The sequence below is a fragment of the Psychrobacter sp. H26 genome, assembly GCF_059073035.1.
The window spans coordinates 2,736,153-2,752,492 of record NZ_JCACRW010000001.1 but is presented as its reverse complement, the minus strand read 5'-3'; the positions used below and the strand labels follow the sequence as shown (position 1 = coordinate 2,752,492).

Annotated in this window: 12 protein-coding genes, 1 tRNA gene and 1 other RNA gene; 4 read left to right on the top strand and 10 right to left on the bottom strand. The window is 42.4% G+C overall.

What is annotated here, in order from left to right:
* Positions 1–14 precede the first annotated feature (14 nt).
* The 3 genes from AC5JPT_RS11430 (at position 15) to AC5JPT_RS11420 (ending at position 4,270) form a co-directional block, all read left to right on the top strand.
* Positions 15–2,552 carry a RelA/SpoT family protein gene (locus AC5JPT_RS11430; RefSeq protein WP_493858178.1) on the top strand — a complete coding sequence of 846 codons (2,538 nt, stop codon included), beginning with the start codon at positions 15–17 and terminating at the stop codon, positions 2,550–2,552.
* Between the two features lie 56 nt (positions 2,553–2,608).
* Complete coding sequence (gene mutM, locus AC5JPT_RS11425; protein ID WP_493858177.1) at positions 2,609–3,547, top strand: bifunctional DNA-formamidopyrimidine glycosylase/DNA-(apurinic or apyrimidinic site) lyase; 939 nt, start codon at positions 2,609–2,611, stop codon at positions 3,545–3,547.
* 282 nt (positions 3,548–3,829) lie between these two features.
* Positions 3,830–4,270: a hypothetical protein gene (locus tag AC5JPT_RS11420; protein WP_319051899.1), complete on the top strand. Its 441-nt coding sequence runs from the start codon at positions 3,830–3,832 to the stop codon at positions 4,268–4,270.
* Positions 4,271–4,420: 150 nt separating this feature from the next.
* On the opposite strand, the gene typA is transcribed toward AC5JPT_RS11420, so the two are convergent.
* A complete protein-coding gene (typA, locus tag AC5JPT_RS11415; protein WP_319051900.1) occupies positions 4,421–6,271 on the bottom strand; it encodes a translational GTPase TypA in 1,851 nt (616 codons plus the stop codon).
* 343 nt (positions 6,272–6,614) lie between these two features.
* Positions 6,615–7,799, bottom strand: a complete 1,185-nt coding sequence (locus AC5JPT_RS11410; RefSeq protein ID WP_493853600.1) for an OmpA family protein — start codon at positions 7,797–7,799, stop codon at positions 6,615–6,617.
* Between the two features lie 586 nt (positions 7,800–8,385).
* Between AC5JPT_RS11410 and AC5JPT_RS11405 the strand changes: the two genes are divergently transcribed.
* Positions 8,386–8,943, top strand: coding sequence for a pilus assembly FimT family protein (locus tag AC5JPT_RS11405; RefSeq protein WP_493858176.1), 558 nt, complete (start codon positions 8,386–8,388; stop codon positions 8,941–8,943).
* A 46-nt stretch (positions 8,944–8,989) separates the two neighbouring features.
* On the opposite strand, the gene recO is transcribed toward AC5JPT_RS11405, so the two are convergent.
* The 8 genes from recO to rnpB all read right to left on the bottom strand — a co-directional run bounded on the left by recO (position 8,990) and on the right by rnpB (position 16,323).
* On the bottom strand, positions 8,990–9,766 hold the full coding sequence (recO, locus tag AC5JPT_RS11400; RefSeq protein WP_493858175.1) for a DNA repair protein RecO: 777 nt from the start codon (positions 9,764–9,766) through the stop codon (positions 8,990–8,992).
* Between the two features lie 63 nt (positions 9,767–9,829).
* Positions 9,830–10,795 (bottom strand): GTPase Era, encoded by a 966-nt coding sequence (era, locus tag AC5JPT_RS11395; protein WP_493858475.1) that lies wholly within the window; start codon positions 10,793–10,795, stop codon positions 9,830–9,832.
* A 351-nt stretch (positions 10,796–11,146) separates the two neighbouring features.
* A complete protein-coding gene (rnc, locus tag AC5JPT_RS11390; protein WP_319051904.1) occupies positions 11,147–11,944 on the bottom strand; it encodes a ribonuclease III in 798 nt (265 codons plus the stop codon).
* A 103-nt stretch (positions 11,945–12,047) separates the two neighbouring features.
* Positions 12,048–12,440 (bottom strand): DUF4845 domain-containing protein, encoded by a 393-nt coding sequence (locus AC5JPT_RS11385; protein ID WP_319051905.1) that lies wholly within the window; start codon positions 12,438–12,440, stop codon positions 12,048–12,050.
* 126 nt (positions 12,441–12,566) lie between these two features.
* A complete protein-coding gene (gene lepB, locus AC5JPT_RS11380; protein ID WP_493858174.1) occupies positions 12,567–13,469 on the bottom strand; it encodes a signal peptidase I in 903 nt (300 codons plus the stop codon).
* Positions 13,470–13,571: 102 nt separating this feature from the next.
* A complete protein-coding gene (lepA, locus tag AC5JPT_RS11375) occupies positions 13,572–15,371 on the bottom strand; it encodes a translation elongation factor 4 (RefSeq protein WP_319051907.1) in 1,800 nt (599 codons plus the stop codon).
* A 387-nt stretch (positions 15,372–15,758) separates the two neighbouring features.
* A tRNA-Met gene (locus tag AC5JPT_RS11370) sits at positions 15,759–15,835 on the bottom strand.
* A gap of 121 nt (positions 15,836–15,956) precedes the next feature.
* An RNA gene (gene rnpB / locus AC5JPT_RS11365) (RNase P RNA component class A) lies at positions 15,957–16,323 on the bottom strand.
* Positions 16,324–16,340: the final 17 nt, after the last annotated feature.

Below are 16,340 nucleotides of genomic sequence, written 5' to 3'. Positions count from 1 at the left end.
AAGAGGAGTCGGCTATGGTAAAGATTCGTGAAGGATTACCACTGGTGGATGGACAGACCACACAGGCCGATAGTGCAACACTGGCGGCGCAACTGGTGGCGAGCCAACGTTCTCATCAGTCGGCCAATAGCTATGCCCAAATTCCCCTCGATATCAAATACCAGCTGGCAACTCATAAGCTACATACGACTTTTGATCGCTCCGCTGCACATACTTATGATGGCCGCGATCCCAAGCTTGATAATGAGCAAGTAGACAATACCTACGCGCAGTCAAATGAAGAGCTCGACCCTGTTGATATAGATCAAGCCAATATCGACGTCCCAACATGGCTAGATAATGTTGCCAAACGCATTGGACAAGAGTCAGTACCTCATCTTAGTGCTGCCTGTGAGTTTATCCGCAATCATATGAACACCAGCCAATCTGAGCGTTCAGGGGCTTATGTAACTGGCATCGGCATGACTGATATATTGACCTATCTTTATCAGGATGAAGATGCGCTTGTCGCAGCCATGTTATACCGTAGTGCTCGTAAGTCTATCATTAGTCTTGCTGAAGTAGAGAAAAACTTCGGCTCAGACGTCCATACGCTGGTCAAAGACACCTTAGCCATGGGTAAGCTCTCAGAAATTATTGAGAGCAACAAGCGCTTAGAAGACCACTTCGTAAACAACCAACGTGATCAGCTGTCAAACATCTACAGTATGCTTATCTCTGTCACCAATGACGTGCGCGTGGTTCTTATTAAGCTGGCAGAGCGTACTTTTGCCATGCGTGAGCTGACCTTTTCTAATGAAGAGCGTCAGAGCCGGGTTGCACGCGAAGTCATGACTATTTATGCACCGCTCGCGCATCGCTTGGGTATTGCACAGCTAAAATGGGAGCTTGAAGACTTGGCTTTTCGTTATCTTGCGCCTGACAGATATAAAGAAATTGCCAAATTACTGTCAGAAAAACGCAGCGAGCGGGAATCCTACATCCAACGTGTACAAGACAAGCTCAATGATTCACTAGCACAGGCAAATATTGAAGGTGAGGTCTCCGGACGTGTCAAACACATCTATTCCATTTATCGCAAAATGAAACTTAAGGGTTTGTCGTTCGATCAGCTTTATGATATTCGTGCACTACGTGTATTGGTAACCAATCCCTCTGACTGCTATCATGTTTTGGGTCTGGTACATGGCTTGTGGCGTTATATTCCTGAGCAGTTTGATGACTATATTACCAATCCAAAGTCAAATGGCTATCGCTCTCTACATACTGCAGTCATTGCTGAGAACAAATCACTGGAAGTGCAGATTCGTACGCACGAAATGCATTTTGAGGCTGAGCTTGGCATGTGTGCGCATGTCAACTATAAAGAAGGTCTGAAGAACAAAAAGGACAACTACTTAAATCAAAGAATCAGCTCGCTACGTCAGTTATTGTCTATTAATAATGAAACGCGTAGTCAAACGCGCTCATCTACTCTCACAGGCGAAGAGATAGATGATACAGAGTTCGATGAAGAAGAACAACTCGTTGATTTCGACGAGCTCGAGCGTATTTATATCTTTAGTCGTGATGGCGACATTACCGAACTGCCCAAAGGTGCAACTGTTCTTGATTTTGCCTACTACGTGCATACTCAAGTAGGCAACAGTGCCCAAGCCGCTCGAGTCAATCAGCGCTATGTACCACTGACCTATCAACTCAAAACAGGTGAGCAGGTTGAGATTATTACCAAGTCTTCACGTGAGCCAAACCGCGACTGGTTAGTGGCCTCACTAGGTTATATTCATACCAACCGTGCGCGCTCAAAACTGCGTCAGTGGTTCAATAAACAAGATCGTGATAAGAATATAGAGATAGGTCGCCAGATGCTCAGCAAAGAGCTTGAGCGCCTGTCTGTACATCCTAATAGTATTGATTTAAATGACTATATTCAGCATTTTCACGTTAATACCACCGATGATATTATTGTGGGTCTTGTTACAGGTGATATTGGACTTAATCAGCTTACCAGTCATATCTCGCGTCAGCTGCATCTAGAGCCTGAAATACCGTCAGAGAATTTCACCTCTCATGTGGACAATAGAGACTCAGGTAAGATTGATGCTTACAAAATCCATATCGATGGTCTAGATAATATTGAGGTCAACTTAGCAGGCTGCTGTCATCCTGTGCACGGCGAACCAATCGCTGGATATATTACGTTATCACGAGGCGTGAGTGTTCATAACCGCGGTTGCCCTGAATATACACGTCTGGTTGAGCGTGATCCCGAACGCAAAATCGAAGCAGCTTGGGAGGTACAATCAGGTCGCTATCAACCAGTTGATATTCATGTGGAGGCATACGACAGGCGTGGTTTATTGCGTGATCTGACGCAAATTATTGACAAAGAAAATGTCAATATTCGCCAAGTTCAGACCCTTAGTAATGATGACAATATTGCCTTTCTAAAGTTTCATATCGAGGTTTCAGGGTTGGCACACTTGTCTAAGCTACTAGCAAAGCTAGAGCAGCAACATGGTATTTTGCATGCTCGCCGTGCTGTCGCTTAAGTTATACCGTTATCTATATATCGATTATTCAACAATAGAGTTATCATAAGAATACTATGCCTGAATTGCCAGAAGTAGAAACGACCAAAACCAGCCTTGCACCGCTATTGGGACAACAGGTAGCTGATATAAAAGTGTTCCAACCCAAATTACGCTGGGCAATGCCAGATGACCTAGATAATGTAGTGAATCACACGTTAAATAGCGTGGAGCGTCGAGCAAAATATCTCGTTCTCAATTTTTTGCCTGTCATAGTTGATGACAAATCTGCCTCCAACAAAACAGCATCACCACTTCAGCTGCTCGTTCATTTAGGAATGTCAGGTAGTTTGCAGCAGCATCCCTATGGCACTGATAAACGCAAACATGATCATTTGATCATTACTTTTAACAATGCCGACAATACAAAGTCTCAACTACATTACTATGATCCTAGACGTTTTGGCTCAGTACTATGGTACAAAGATTATGGTACTAAATTATTAGATCACTTAGGTCCTGAACCACTCTCAAAGGTATTCACTGCAGATTATCTGTACGCTTTTATTCAACGTACTGACCCTGTCTATAAAGATGATCTCGGCACAGCACTGAACAAACCCTCATCAACCAAACAGCAAAAATCTATCACTCGAGCCATCAAATCAGTGATTATGGAACAAAAAGTCGTGGTGGGTGTTGGCAATATTTATGCGACCGAAAGCCTTTATCTATCAGGCATTCATCCTGCTACCCCTGCTAACCAACTTTCATACGATCAACTTGTTATTTTGGTTGAGCATATTAAAGATATTCTAAAAAAGGCCATTAAGCTTGGGGGCTCGACGCTACGGGATTTTACAGTAGCGAGTGGTCAGACTGGTTACTTTCAGCAAACGTTGAACGTTTATGGTCGCCAAGGAGAGCACTGTCTACATTGCGACACTACATTAGAGAATATAAAACTCAATGGTAGAGCCAGCGTTTACTGTCCAGAGTGTCAACCGCTAGCATAACCGCTGGCTATACATGGCGCCTTATTTTGCCTTAAGCTCAAGCGAGCACTCTTACCAAGTCGCTCTAACTGAGCAAAATATGTTTTATTGCAGTAAGAATATCCTGCGCATTCTTGTTGCTTATTGACGTGCATCTTGCTTTAATAGAAGGAGCTCTTACATAAACAGTGCAAGCTATTTATTTTTCTGTAATACTATACCCGTATATCGTTGCCGCATTATTCTCGTGTGAAGACAGCAGCAGCCATTAATCATACTAATTATGAATCTTAGGATATCGTCATGACTGTTAAAGCTAAAACCCAACGCACAGTTAAGCAAAATCTTTTTACTGTTGTTGCTACCTTAGGGTTAATGGTTGCTAGTATGCAGCCTACTTTTGCAGCCATAGAAATAGACGAGACTGACTTTGGTCCTTCATACGAAACAATGGTAGTTGATACAGTCGTTGGCAAGCCATTACAGCTCGTTAATGCTGTGGCTGGTACCGCAGTGTATCTCGTTAGTCTACCCTTCTCACTTATTGGGGGTAATGCAGACCAAGCGCAGCAAAAATTGTTTGTTGAGCCTTGGGATGCCATGGGAAGATGTTTAGGCTGTACCGTTGCCGAAGACAACTACTATAAATCGCAGGTTGTTGATAATAATATTGTACGTATCGTCGTTGATCAACCATCAGAGATTCTGATTAATACCAACGATTATGTGGTTGTCACTCCATAGAACTGTCATTCCATAGACTACTATTTTTGACGGTTTTTTGAGTAGATTAACAACTGTCAACTTGTGAACAAACAATTTATGAACAGACACAAAAAAAGGCTAACGTTACGTTAGCCTTTTTTGTTGCTTTATTTTAGAGATACTAAAATATTAAGCACCTTTCTTGCTACGACCGTGACGCTTACGCTCACTTTCAGTTAAGTAACGCTTACGGATACGCACCGCTTTTGGCGTTACTTCAACCAATTCGTCGTCTTGAATAAACTCAAGCGCTTGCTCAAGAGTGAATTTAACGGCTGGCGTCAACGTCAATGCTTCATCGGTGCCACTTGCACGTACGTTGGTAAGCTGTTTAGCAGTCGTTGGGTTAACTGTCATATCATCGTTACGAGAGTTAAGACCAACAATCATACCTTCGTAAACTTCAAGCTGTGGCTCAGCAAATAACTTACCACGTTTCTGTAGGTTAAATAGTGCAAAACCTAAGCAAGTACCGTTTGCCATAGAAACCAATACGCCATTAGAGCGACCACCAACATCACCGATCTTTTGTGGACCGTAATGTGAGAAGCTTGACGTCATGATACCGCTACCTGAAGTCAATGTTAAAAACTCAGAGCGGAAACCAATCAAACCGCGAGCTGGGATCGTGGCTTCAATGCGCATACGACCTTTACCATCAAGCTCCATATTGGTCATCTCGCCTTTACGTAGACCGACCTGCTCCATGATAGAACCTTGATGCTCTTCTTCAATATCGAAAACAACGTTTTCGTACGGCTCTTGTAGCTTACCATCAACTTCTTTTACGATAACTTCTGGACCTGATACGCCCATCTCGAAACCTTCACGGCGCATGTTTTCGATAAGTACAGATAGATGAAGCTCACCGCGACCTGATACCTTAAATTTATCAGGAGACTCAGTATCTTCTACACGCAATGCCACGTTATGAATCAACTCACGCTCAAGACGCTCACGAATATTACGTGACGTCACAAACTTACCATCACGGCCAGCAAACGGTGAATTGTTTACTTGGAAGTTCATCGATACTGTAGGTTGATCAACCGTTAGTGGTGGTAGCGCTTCAACATTATTAGGATCACAGATGGTATCAGAAATATTTAGTGCATCGATACCAGTAATACAAACGATATCACCTGCCTGCGCATCTTCAACATCGATACGATCAAGACCATGATAGCCCATAATTTTCAGGATACGGCCGTTACGTGTCTTACCATGCTTATCGATAATGGTCACTGGCGTGTTAAGTTTAACTTTACCACGCTGGATACGACCAATACCAATCACACCAACAAAGCTGTTGTAATCAAGGCTTGAGATTTGCATACGGAACGGAGCATCAGCATCAACTTGTGGGGGCTGTACAACATCAACGATAGTTTTGAACAGTGGGGTCATGTCATCAGCTAGATCATCTGCTTCTAGACCTGCAATACCATTCAATGCCGACGCATAAACAACTGGGAAATCAAGCTGTTCGTCATTAGCACCTAAGTTATCAAACAAATCAAAGATTTGATCCATTACCCAGTCAGGGCGTGATCCAGGACGGTCAATTTTATTGATAACAACAATTGGTTTTAGACCTTGCTCAAATGCTTTTTGCGTTACAAAACGAGTCTGAGGCATTGGACCATCAACAGCATCGACAACTAGCAATACGCAGTCAACCATTGACATTACACGCTCAACTTCACCACCAAAATCGGCGTGACCTGGGGTATCAACAATGTTAATACGGTATTCAGTTTCTGAAGTCTGATCTGTCCAGCGGATAGCTGTGTTTTTAGCCAAAATAGTAATACCACGTTCTTGCTCAATATCACCTGAATCCATTGCACGTTCAGCGATGTTTGCACGATCACCAAAAGTACCAGATTGATGTAATAATTTATCAACCAAAGTTGTTTTACCGTGGTCAACGTGGGCAATAATTGCAATGTTACGCAGGTGTTTGATATCGTTCGCCATATAAAATGCTCGTGTCGTCTTAAAAAAATGCAGTAGCAATAAGCGCCGCTGGATAAACTCTTATCATCAATCAGATAGATACTAAAATCTAGATAACACAGTATAAGTGCTATCAAAAAAATCAATATAATCAAATATCTATGCCGATAAATTCATCGTACAGATAGCTATGCTAATGTACATTCTGTCAATTTACAGAATGTTTGGGTGGCTAGTATAACATTATTGATTCATAAATTTATGAAATAACTTACTTTTCTCAATTCACAAATAAAAAAAAGCCACCCATTAGGTGGCTTTTTTTGTAACCATATACTTAACTATACAGCTGATTAGCTAATACTTACTGAACAACCATATCTTTAGTTTGCTCAACAGTCATAGTTTTGTCACCAGTGATGATGGCATAAACACGACGGTTCATAGCACGACCTTCTTCAGTGTCGTTTGATGCGATTGGGTTGTCATAACCGTAACCAACAGTTGATAGACGGTTTGGAGCGATACCGAATTCGTTAGTTAGCATAGATTTGACAGCGACGGCACGAGCTTCAGATAGACGTTGGTTGTAACGTGCTGAAGGACCAGTCTTAGAAGCATGACCTTCTACACGAGCTGTAGAGTTAGGATACTCACGCATCTTCTCTGCTACTTTAGCGATTTCTGGCTGGTATTGAGCTTTGATAGCTGATTTGTCGTTGTCAAAGAATACACGTAGTTCCATTTTCAGCTCGTCAGTAATATCTACTGGTACTGGGCAACCGCGCTCATCAACTACCACATTCATTGGAGTGCCTGGGCATGCATCCATGCTATCAGGTACGCCATCACCGTCAGAATCAAGGTCAGCTTCAACAACAACTACTGGAGTAGTATCAACCATTGGCTCTTGCATTGGTGGTACTGCTACTGTAGGTGCTAAATGGCCACCAAGTACAACTTCTAGGCCGGCCAAGGCCATGCCTTCCCACCAGTTGTTATCAAAGTTGTGAATCGCACGAGCTTCACCACGTAGGCTTAGTGCATCGTTGATACGATACATAGCACCTAGACCTAGGTTACCGATAGTGTCTTTAGTACCACTAACTTTATCACCTGAAGAATCTTTAATCTCAAGCTTAGACTGGCCAGCACCAACTAGTACATAAGGCTTAAGTGCACTATCAGTATAACCAGTAAACTCTTCAGTACCGATCAAGAAGTTACCAGAAATCATTTCTTGTTCTGCATCAAAGTTATCAGAACCATCTTGGCGGATAGCATCAGTATCTGATACACCATACTCTACTTGGAACTGAGTAGAAGGAGTCAATTCGATACCTAATGCTGCACCAGTGTAAAGACCATCTTCTTTGTAATAGCTATCGCCATTACCGCTATAGTCTCCCAATAATTCCGCTTGATCATCATCAGCGCCTTCGCTGTAGTGATAACCTAGTAATAGTGGGCTGATAGTTACACCAGCATTAGCTGCTAAAGGTGCAGCTGTTACAGCGAACAGTGCTAGAGCGATTTTATTCAGTTTCATGGACTTCCTCCAAAGGATAATTTTAGTAATGCATTAAGCAAAACCGATTCTCAAGACGTTTTCTTTAAAGTAGACATCTTTTACACATTTAAGTTACAGAGCAAAACTAATTAAGAAGCAGCTTAGCGATTATCAATTCAGTTTACAACGTTTTTCGTTAACGAGCTACACATTATTACACGATGATGTTGCAACTAAAACACAATCCATTGCCTAAGTTACTCAGAACTAACATACCTTACGAATTTTATCTATTGCATGTGAGTTCGCGGTAGATATTAATAAGACCACACCTACCGTTTGAACATATTTTATTACAATTTATAATTTTTCTCTATGCTTAATATGGATAATTCACTAATTGAAACATTTTTTGACAGTAGGTATATATTCTGTTTATATTAAGACAGTCAACATTGTTCTAGGCATAAAGCAAATTTGCCAACGTACCAGTTTTGTATACTAACTTCAGTTGCAGCATTTAGCTACTTTAATTGAAAGCCTCTAAGCATCGCGTTTGGTAGAAGCTATAGGACAGGCTAGATCATTTATTAAAATAATTTAATACTATGGGATATGGCAGCTTATGAGATGGCGTCGTAAGATATCATCAGAAAGTAGTCAAGGATTCACTCTGGTTGAGTTGATGGTGACTATTTCAGTATTGGCTATTGTTACTGCCATAGCCACGCCAAGTATTTTGACACAATTAACACGTATGGAGGCAAACCGTGTTAAGAGCCAGCTTGAAAACACTTTATCTCTAGCCAAAGCTGAAAGTTATATCAGTAGACAAGATATAATAGTCTGTTTGGCTAAAAATGAAAGACGATGCCATAGAAATGGTGATAAAACGCTTTTAGCGTTTGTAGATAAAAATAACAACCATCGTTTTGATGCTCAAGTAGATACTTTGCTAGCTAAGCAGATTTTGAACCTGAAGTACAGTACTGTAAAACTGAGAGTAGGTAGCAGACGTCACTATACTAAGTTTTGGGGGGATAGTGGCAAACCTCGAGGACACTTCGGACATATTAAGTACTGTCCCACCTCTTCTTACAACCAGACGATGTACCAGATATCATTTAACCAAGCAGGTATTGTCAGATACAAACCTAACGCAGACCATCCTACTGATTGCTAGCATTAATAAAGATGTCGTATTAACCACATGACTTAAAAAAACAAACTTACTGATAGCGCTGCTGCTGTTGCCATAGTAGCCGACTTTGTAATGGTTGATAATCAAGTAAATGATCTATCAGATGCCGATGAAGATTTGACCAATTGTTTAGTGTCGTCTCAACAATACCAAGATGTGCCATTTCAATAATATCCACACCTTTGAGAACCGTTTGGCTAGTGCTATTTTCCAAATGTTCAGATTCAGTATTGCTTTGTACAATAGGCAGTAGACCTACATCAGGTAAAAACCGATAAACACCATCAGGCTCAATATTATCTTCGACATTGTCATGTGTTAGCGTTAACGTAAAACCAAGCTCATTAAACAGATGCTTTTCAAATTGGCGCAAACATAGGCGTAGCTCATTAGCACTCAAAGACTGCTTAAGGCGCTCTAAACTGGTTTGATAATGTTGCCACAAAATAGGCATTGGATCTTCGGTAGGTAATAGGCGCCAAAGTATCTCATTAAGATACAACGCTGCATATTGATGTTGGCCACTGATATTGGCGTAAGGTACTGCTTGTGAAGTCTTGGCAAAACTATCTTCTAATGCGCTATCTGTCTGAGTGACCGTTTGCGAGGTGATATGAATTTGACTGAATGTTTTTAAATCACGTTTACCCGTCGCAAAAAGTTGCAAAGGCATAAATAGTGGTGCGCCTTTTTTCCCAACACCATGAATCACACCATGCTGCTGAGAAAAAAGATAATACAATGCACGCTTTTCTTGATAAGGTCGCTGATGTAATAAATAACCAATTAACGCTTCGTTACGCATCGTTTATCACCTCAGCATTTAATATATGTGTAGCAGTATTACCGCACTACCCTTTAATCGCTATCAATAGCCCAAGCTGGTCAATGCACGTTCGTCATCAGACCAACCACGTTTTACCTTGACCCATAATGTCAGCATAATTTTCTTATCAAACAGCTGCTCCATATCTTTACGCGCATCCATACCGACTTGCTTGATGCGTTGACCTTTATCACCAATGATGATAGCTTTTTGACCACCGCGCTCAACAAATATAGTCGCATCAATAAAAGTACATGCTTTACGTGGACGCCCTGTCTTTGGATCAGTATGCGCAGGTTCATCTTTAAAAGCGTCAATCTGTACGGTCAAGTCATAGGGTACTTCATCACCTGCACTACGCATGATTTTTTCGCGGATGATTTCACTAGCCAAAAAGCGCTCTGAGCGATCAGTGATCTGCTCTGTATCATACATAGGTGCGGCAATTGGCAGATGTGAAGCAATGACTTCTTGCAGACGATCTAAATTTTGGTTTTTGAGCGCAGATACTGGAACAATATCAGCAAAATCGAAACTTTCATTGAAGGTTTCAATAAGCGGTAACACACTGCCTTTGTCTTTTAGCGTATCCGATTTATTAATCACTAGTACGACTGTCAAATTGGTTTCACCAAGTTTTTGCAACGTTAGCAAATCATCATCACGCCATTGATCTGAGTCAACCACAAATAATACAAGATCAACATCCACTAGAGCAGACACTGCCGCTTTATTCATACGCTCGTTAATTGCACGGACTTCATTACGATGAATACCTGGTGTATCAACAAACACAGCTTGCATTTCATGGTTCGATAAAATGCCGTGAATACGGTGGCGGGTCGTTTGTGGCTTACGTGAGGTAATAGATAACTTTTGACCAAGCAAATGGTTCATCAACGTTGATTTGCCCACGTTTGGACGTCCCACAATCGCAACATAACCTGATCTGAAGTCATCAGCCATGCGAGCATTATTACTTGGCGCAAAAAACTCTTCGATTGCCATATCATTGTCTACTGTGACATCTTCTACGTTACCACTATTGCCATCAGTAATTTCGATATTGTTTTGGTCTAAATCAGTCTCGACATGTTCGACCATATCTTGAGTGTTGTCTTCTTCATTTGATGGCAAATCAGTACGATTGCTCATAAGGTATTCCTATAGGGGTTGTATCTGGCCAGATATCGTTTGATAGCTTGCTTATGTCGTTGCTATTGGCTATCGGCCAGTAATATGTAAAGTTTTAAAACAATTGATATATAAGGTGGTGTTAAACAGTGCTTTTCAAGGTATCCTCGCTTGAAAGCAACACTCTACAGTTAAAATATTTTTGCGGACATCGATAGCCATTCACTAAGGACGCTTTTTAGCTGATCCTGGAAGTTTATGTAGCTGATTGATCATAAGCTCTGCTGCTTTTTGCTCAGCAATACGGCGACTCTCACCAGATTCAGTAATATCGGGACAGTTATTGATATTGACGTGACAGCGTACTACAAAAATTTGATGAGGAGCATTACCGCGCGTTTCCATCAGCTCATAGTTTGGCAAATCAAATTGCTTCGACTGTAGCCACTCTTGCAAACGACTTTTGGCATCTTTGAGTGCTTTTTGGTCGTTGACGTTATCAATCAAATCTCCATACCATGACAGCACGCAATTTCGAGTAATATCCATATCGTGACTGTCTAAATAGATAGCACCAATCAGTGACTCTACCGCGTCAGCCAGAATAGAAGCGCGATTGCGACCACCACCTTTACGCTCACCTACTCCTAATATTAGATGGTTAGACAACTCCAAGTTTTGTGCAATGATAACCAGTGACTCTTGGCGTACAAGCGTGGCACGCATACGAGTGAGACGTCCTTCATTCTGATTAGGATAACGATGGTATAGCGCTTCGCCCACAATCATACCCAACAGCGCGTCGCCTAAAAACTCTAAACGCTCGTAGTTTTTTTTGCTGTCAAATGAGCGATGTGTCAATGCAAGCTTTGGGAGGCTTAAGTCATTAAACACATAGCCTAACTTACGCGTCAATACCGCTAACCGCTGAATAAATTCTGAGCTAACAACAAGCGTGTCGACAGACGTGCTATTTTTTTTGGGAGTAGGAACCGCTTGGGAATGTTGCGAAGTTGGTTTCATGCGTGGCTTGTGGTTATCCCTTCTGTTTTACAGATTTAGTTTAATAAAAGTATACGTTGGGCAATATCAAGAGTATAAAAGTACTGTGCTGGATTGCTGCCGCTTACTTTGCTTCAGCCATATCAACATTGCCTTCGAAACGATTGACAATATCAACATTGCTAAAAAAATTATTGGTTACTTCGTATTTTTTATGAATAGCCAATTGGCCTGTTTTTTTGTCGGTAAAGGTAAATACTTCTTCTGCCTTGGTATCATAATCAGCATTGATAGACAGCTGTTTATTCACACGCTCAACGAACTGCTTGGCTGTTTCATTATTATTGTTGGCTACTTTTAGCTCTGCGCTCAAAAGCTTTGTTAACTGATAGTCACCAATTTGAGCAGGTAGGATAGCTACCATAAGCTTCAGAGAAATACCCAGCACCATAATAATGAGAACGATATTGGTCACACTAGCACCGCGCTGCGTGGTCAAACCAGATAACTGCTGCATTATGATATTCCTCTATGGGTAAATAACTGTTTTTGATGGCTACTTATCAGACAATCATCGATTGGATAGCAACGATATTAGCATAAAACTATTATCTATAAATCAACCAATAGAGCACTCACAATGTTAATCAATAGTACCATTACGCTCAAAGGTCGGTAAATTTAGTCCAGGTGGTTTATGCATCCATATGTAGACGGCTTTACCTGCTAGGTTTTCATCAGGAACAAATCCCCAAAATCGACCATCTGCACTACGATCGCGGTTATCACCCATCACAAAATACTGACCTTCTGGTACTTCGATACGCCACTCTGTGCCTTCTGAATCGACCACTTCTGGCGATTGTTGTTGTAAAAAAGGCGCGTACTGGGCGCTGTTCATACCATCTAAATAGCGAACTAAGTGCTTGTTGTCACCTTGCGTTTCCTGAAAATACTTGGCTGCGTCTTCTTCTTGCTGACCCATTGCAGCCGCACTCTCTTCAGTGAGCACTTGACCTGGACCCATCTGTCCTGGCAAATAGAGCTGTGACGTCAATTCAGCATTTGCATCAAAATCGATAGGCGTCGTATCTACAGGAACATCATTGATAGAAATCGTACCCTGATTGTAGCTGACCGTATCACCAGGCAAACCAATCAAGCGTTTGATATAGTAGATGCTTGGGTTTTCAGGATAGCGAAATACCACCACGTCACCATGCTCAGGCTCGCCTGTATCCACAACTTTATTATAAGTCAGTGGTAAACGGACGCCATAAGCATACTTGTTGACTGCAATGAAGTCACCCGTATACAACGTTGGTACCATAGAGGATGATGGAATATTAAAAGGCTCAACCAAAAACGAGCGTACAACCAGTACCACGGCCAAAACAGGGAAAAAGTCATAAGCCCAGCGTACAAAGAGGCTTTCTTGACCTCGCCCGCGAGTTTTACGTTGCTTGAGCGCAAGCTTATCCAACAGCCATACAATCCCTAAGCCTATAGTTAACGGTACTAAAATTAAATTAAAATCAAAATCCATACCAAATTACCTATTAACACGCTGCCTGTATAGCTGCTTTGACGATAAGACTAACGACGTTCAACTGTGATGTACCAAAACTATAGTAGATAACGCTAGTGTTTAGCTATCTACTTGCAGGACAGCCAAGAAGGCTTCTTGTGGAATCTCCACATTACCCACTTGCTTCATACGTTTTTTACCCGCTTTTTGCTTAGACAGCAGCTTCTTCTTACGTGATACATCGCCACCATAGCACTTAGCCAATACGTCTTTACGCATCGCTTTTACGGTACTACGACCAATAATCTGACTACCGATAGCTGCCTGAATAGCCACATCAAACATCTGACGCGGAATCAATTCTTTCATCTTGGTCACGAGCTGGTTGCCGCGGAAACGTGCTTGATCTTGATGGACAATCATCGCCAAGGCGTCAACTTTATCGCCATTGATTAGTACATCAACCTTAACCAGTTTATCCACTTGGTAACGATCAAAGTTATAGTCCAATGACGCAAACCCGCGAGAGACTGATTTTAGACGATCAAAGAAATCCATGACCACCTCGCCCATCGGAATATCAAAGATAATCTGAACTTGCTTGCCCATAAAACGCATATCGACCTGTACACCGCGGCGCTCGATGCACAGCGTCATGACATTACCTAGGTAATCTTGCGGCACTAGAATCTGACAGCGCGCAATCGGCTCACGGAACTCTTCGATATTGTTCGGCTCAGGCAGTCTTGATGGATTATCAACATAGATAACCTCGCCGCCTTTCTTTTCGATCTCATAGATAACAGACGGTGCAGTGGTGATCAAATCCAAGTTATACTCGCGTTCTAGACGCTCTTGAATAATCTCCATGTGTAGCATACCCAAGAAGCCACAACGAAAGCCAAAGCCTAATGCATCTGAGGTATCCGGCTCAAAAAACAACGACGCATCGTTGATTTGTAATTTCTGTAGTGCTTCACGGAACTTTTCAAAATCACTAGAATCTACTGGGAACATCCCTGCATATACTTGCGGGGTAATCTGTTTGAAACCTGGAATACGATCGACGTCAGGCGTTTTAGAATGAGTAATCGTATCGCCTACTGGGGCGCCAGCGATGTCTTTGATACCCGCAATGATAAAGCCCACTTCGCCTGCTTCTAAGACGCCAGTATCGACAGGCTTAGGGGTGAATACACCGATAGAACTCACGGGATGAGCATCGCCGGTCGATTTGATATAAATCTTATCGCCCTTTCTTACGGTTCCTTGGCGTACGCGTACTAGCGATACTACGCCCAAATAGCTATCAAACCATGAATCAATGATAAGTGCTTGCAGAGGTGCTTCGCGGTCGCCAGTCGGTGCCGGAATAAACTCAACCAGTGCTTCGAGCAATTTATCAACACCAAGACCAGATTTCGCTGAGACACGCGGTGCATCTACTGCATCGATGCCGATGATATCTTCAATCTCTTGAATAACACGCTCAGGCTCTACTTGTGGCAAGTCAATTTTGTTGAGGACTGCCATTACCTCTAGACCTTGGTCTACTGCTGTGTAGCAGTTGGCAACCGACTGTGCTTCTACGCCTTGAGCCGCATCAACGACCAATAGCGCGCCTTCACAAGCCGCCAACGAGCGCGATACTTCATATGAGAAGTCAACGTGCCCGGGCGTATCAATAAAGTTCAGCTGATAGCGCTCACCATTTGGGTGATCATAAAACAGCGTTACCGACTGTGCTTTGATGGTAATACCGCGCTCACGCTCAATATCCATCGAGTCGAGCACCTGCGCCTGCATCTCTCGATCTTGCAAGGCACCGCACATCTGAATAAAACGATCGGCAAGGGTCGACTTACCATGATCAATGTGGGCAATGATTGAAAAGTTACGAATATTGGCTAATGCAGTCACAAAGCGCCTACTAATTTAAGGGTGATAGAATAATGAAGCTAAAGAACAGATGCGGTCAGGTACAATTGGAGATACTTGTGCTTCGTTGAGAATTAGATGTCTCAATCCAGTCAATTTTAATAATGTCGTCGCCTACTATACAAAGCCAAGCACATTAACTCTTATGCATACGCATGAAGGAGTATTCTAGCAGTTTTCGACCACAAAGTAAGGCGATTTTAGTAGTAGAGAGACGATTTATCAATGGTTTAAGATTGACTGACAATCGACAAGGGATATCTAACTAAGCAGTGACGTCTAGAAACTTTTGAGACAAGACATTATTTGAAGCAAAAAAAAACCAATCTCGAAGGATTGGCTTTTTGATATTGCAAGTACTGCTATATATGGTGGCGATGAAGAGACTTGAACTCTTGACCTCACGATTATGAGTCATGCGCTCTAACCAGCTGAGCTACATCGCCGTTTTAGGCTGCACATTATGCCCAAGCTGTTGACTGCCGTCAACCCCTAATGGGCATTTTTTGCAAAAAAATGAATGTAATTCAGATTAATTGCAACGATTACTACATCAAACAATAAAAAAGGTTTGGTAAACCGATAAGCCGGGTTCTGTCGTGGACGATCATTCCTCTAGGCGTATCATCGCTAATACGCTCAAGCAACCTACCCGCATCGAACGCGGGCCGCGCCATGCCGATGCCTATTTGGTCTTGCTACGCGTGGAGTTTACCATGCCGTGAACTGTTGCCAGCCACGCGGTGCGCTCTTACCGCACCCTTTCACCCTTACCGATAATACCCTAAGATACTAAAGGCGGTCTACTCTCTGCTGCACTGGTCGTCAAGTTACCCTGCCCAGCCGTTAGCTGGCACGCTGCCCTATGTAGCCCGGACTTTCCTCCCCTGCTCATCTGTTGCCAGTGTGCAGCGGCGATCGCCTAGTCTACCAAGCGCGCTAGTATAGCAA

Coding starts and splice junctions, on each gene's coding strand:
- lepB (WP_493858174.1), bottom strand. CDS start 13,469: ATGGATTTTGATTTTAATTTAATTTTAGTACCGTTAACTATAGGCTTA.
- AC5JPT_RS11410 (WP_493853600.1), bottom strand. CDS start 7,799: ATGAAACTGAATAAAATCGCTCTAGCACTGTTCGCTGTAACAGCTGCA.
- AC5JPT_RS11405 (WP_493858176.1), top strand. CDS start 8,386: ATGAGATGGCGTCGTAAGATATCATCAGAAAGTAGTCAAGGATTCACT.
- rnc (WP_319051904.1), bottom strand. CDS start 11,944: ATGAAACCAACTTCGCAACATTCCCAAGCGGTTCCTACTCCCAAAAAA.
- typA (WP_319051900.1), bottom strand. CDS start 6,271: ATGGCGAACGATATCAAACACCTGCGTAACATTGCAATTATTGCCCAC.
- mutM (WP_493858177.1), top strand. CDS start 2,609: ATGCCTGAATTGCCAGAAGTAGAAACGACCAAAACCAGCCTTGCACCG.
- AC5JPT_RS11420 (WP_319051899.1), top strand. CDS start 3,830: ATGACTGTTAAAGCTAAAACCCAACGCACAGTTAAGCAAAATCTTTTT.
- AC5JPT_RS11430 (WP_493858178.1), top strand. CDS start 15: ATGGTAAAGATTCGTGAAGGATTACCACTGGTGGATGGACAGACCACA.
- recO (WP_493858175.1), bottom strand. CDS start 9,766: ATGCGTAACGAAGCGTTAATTGGTTATTTATTACATCAGCGACCTTAT.
- AC5JPT_RS11385 (WP_319051905.1), bottom strand. CDS start 12,440: ATGCAGCAGTTATCTGGTTTGACCACGCAGCGCGGTGCTAGTGTGACC.
- era (WP_493858475.1), bottom strand. CDS start 10,795: ATGGCAATCGAAGAGTTTTTTGCGCCAAGTAATAATGCTCGCATGGCT.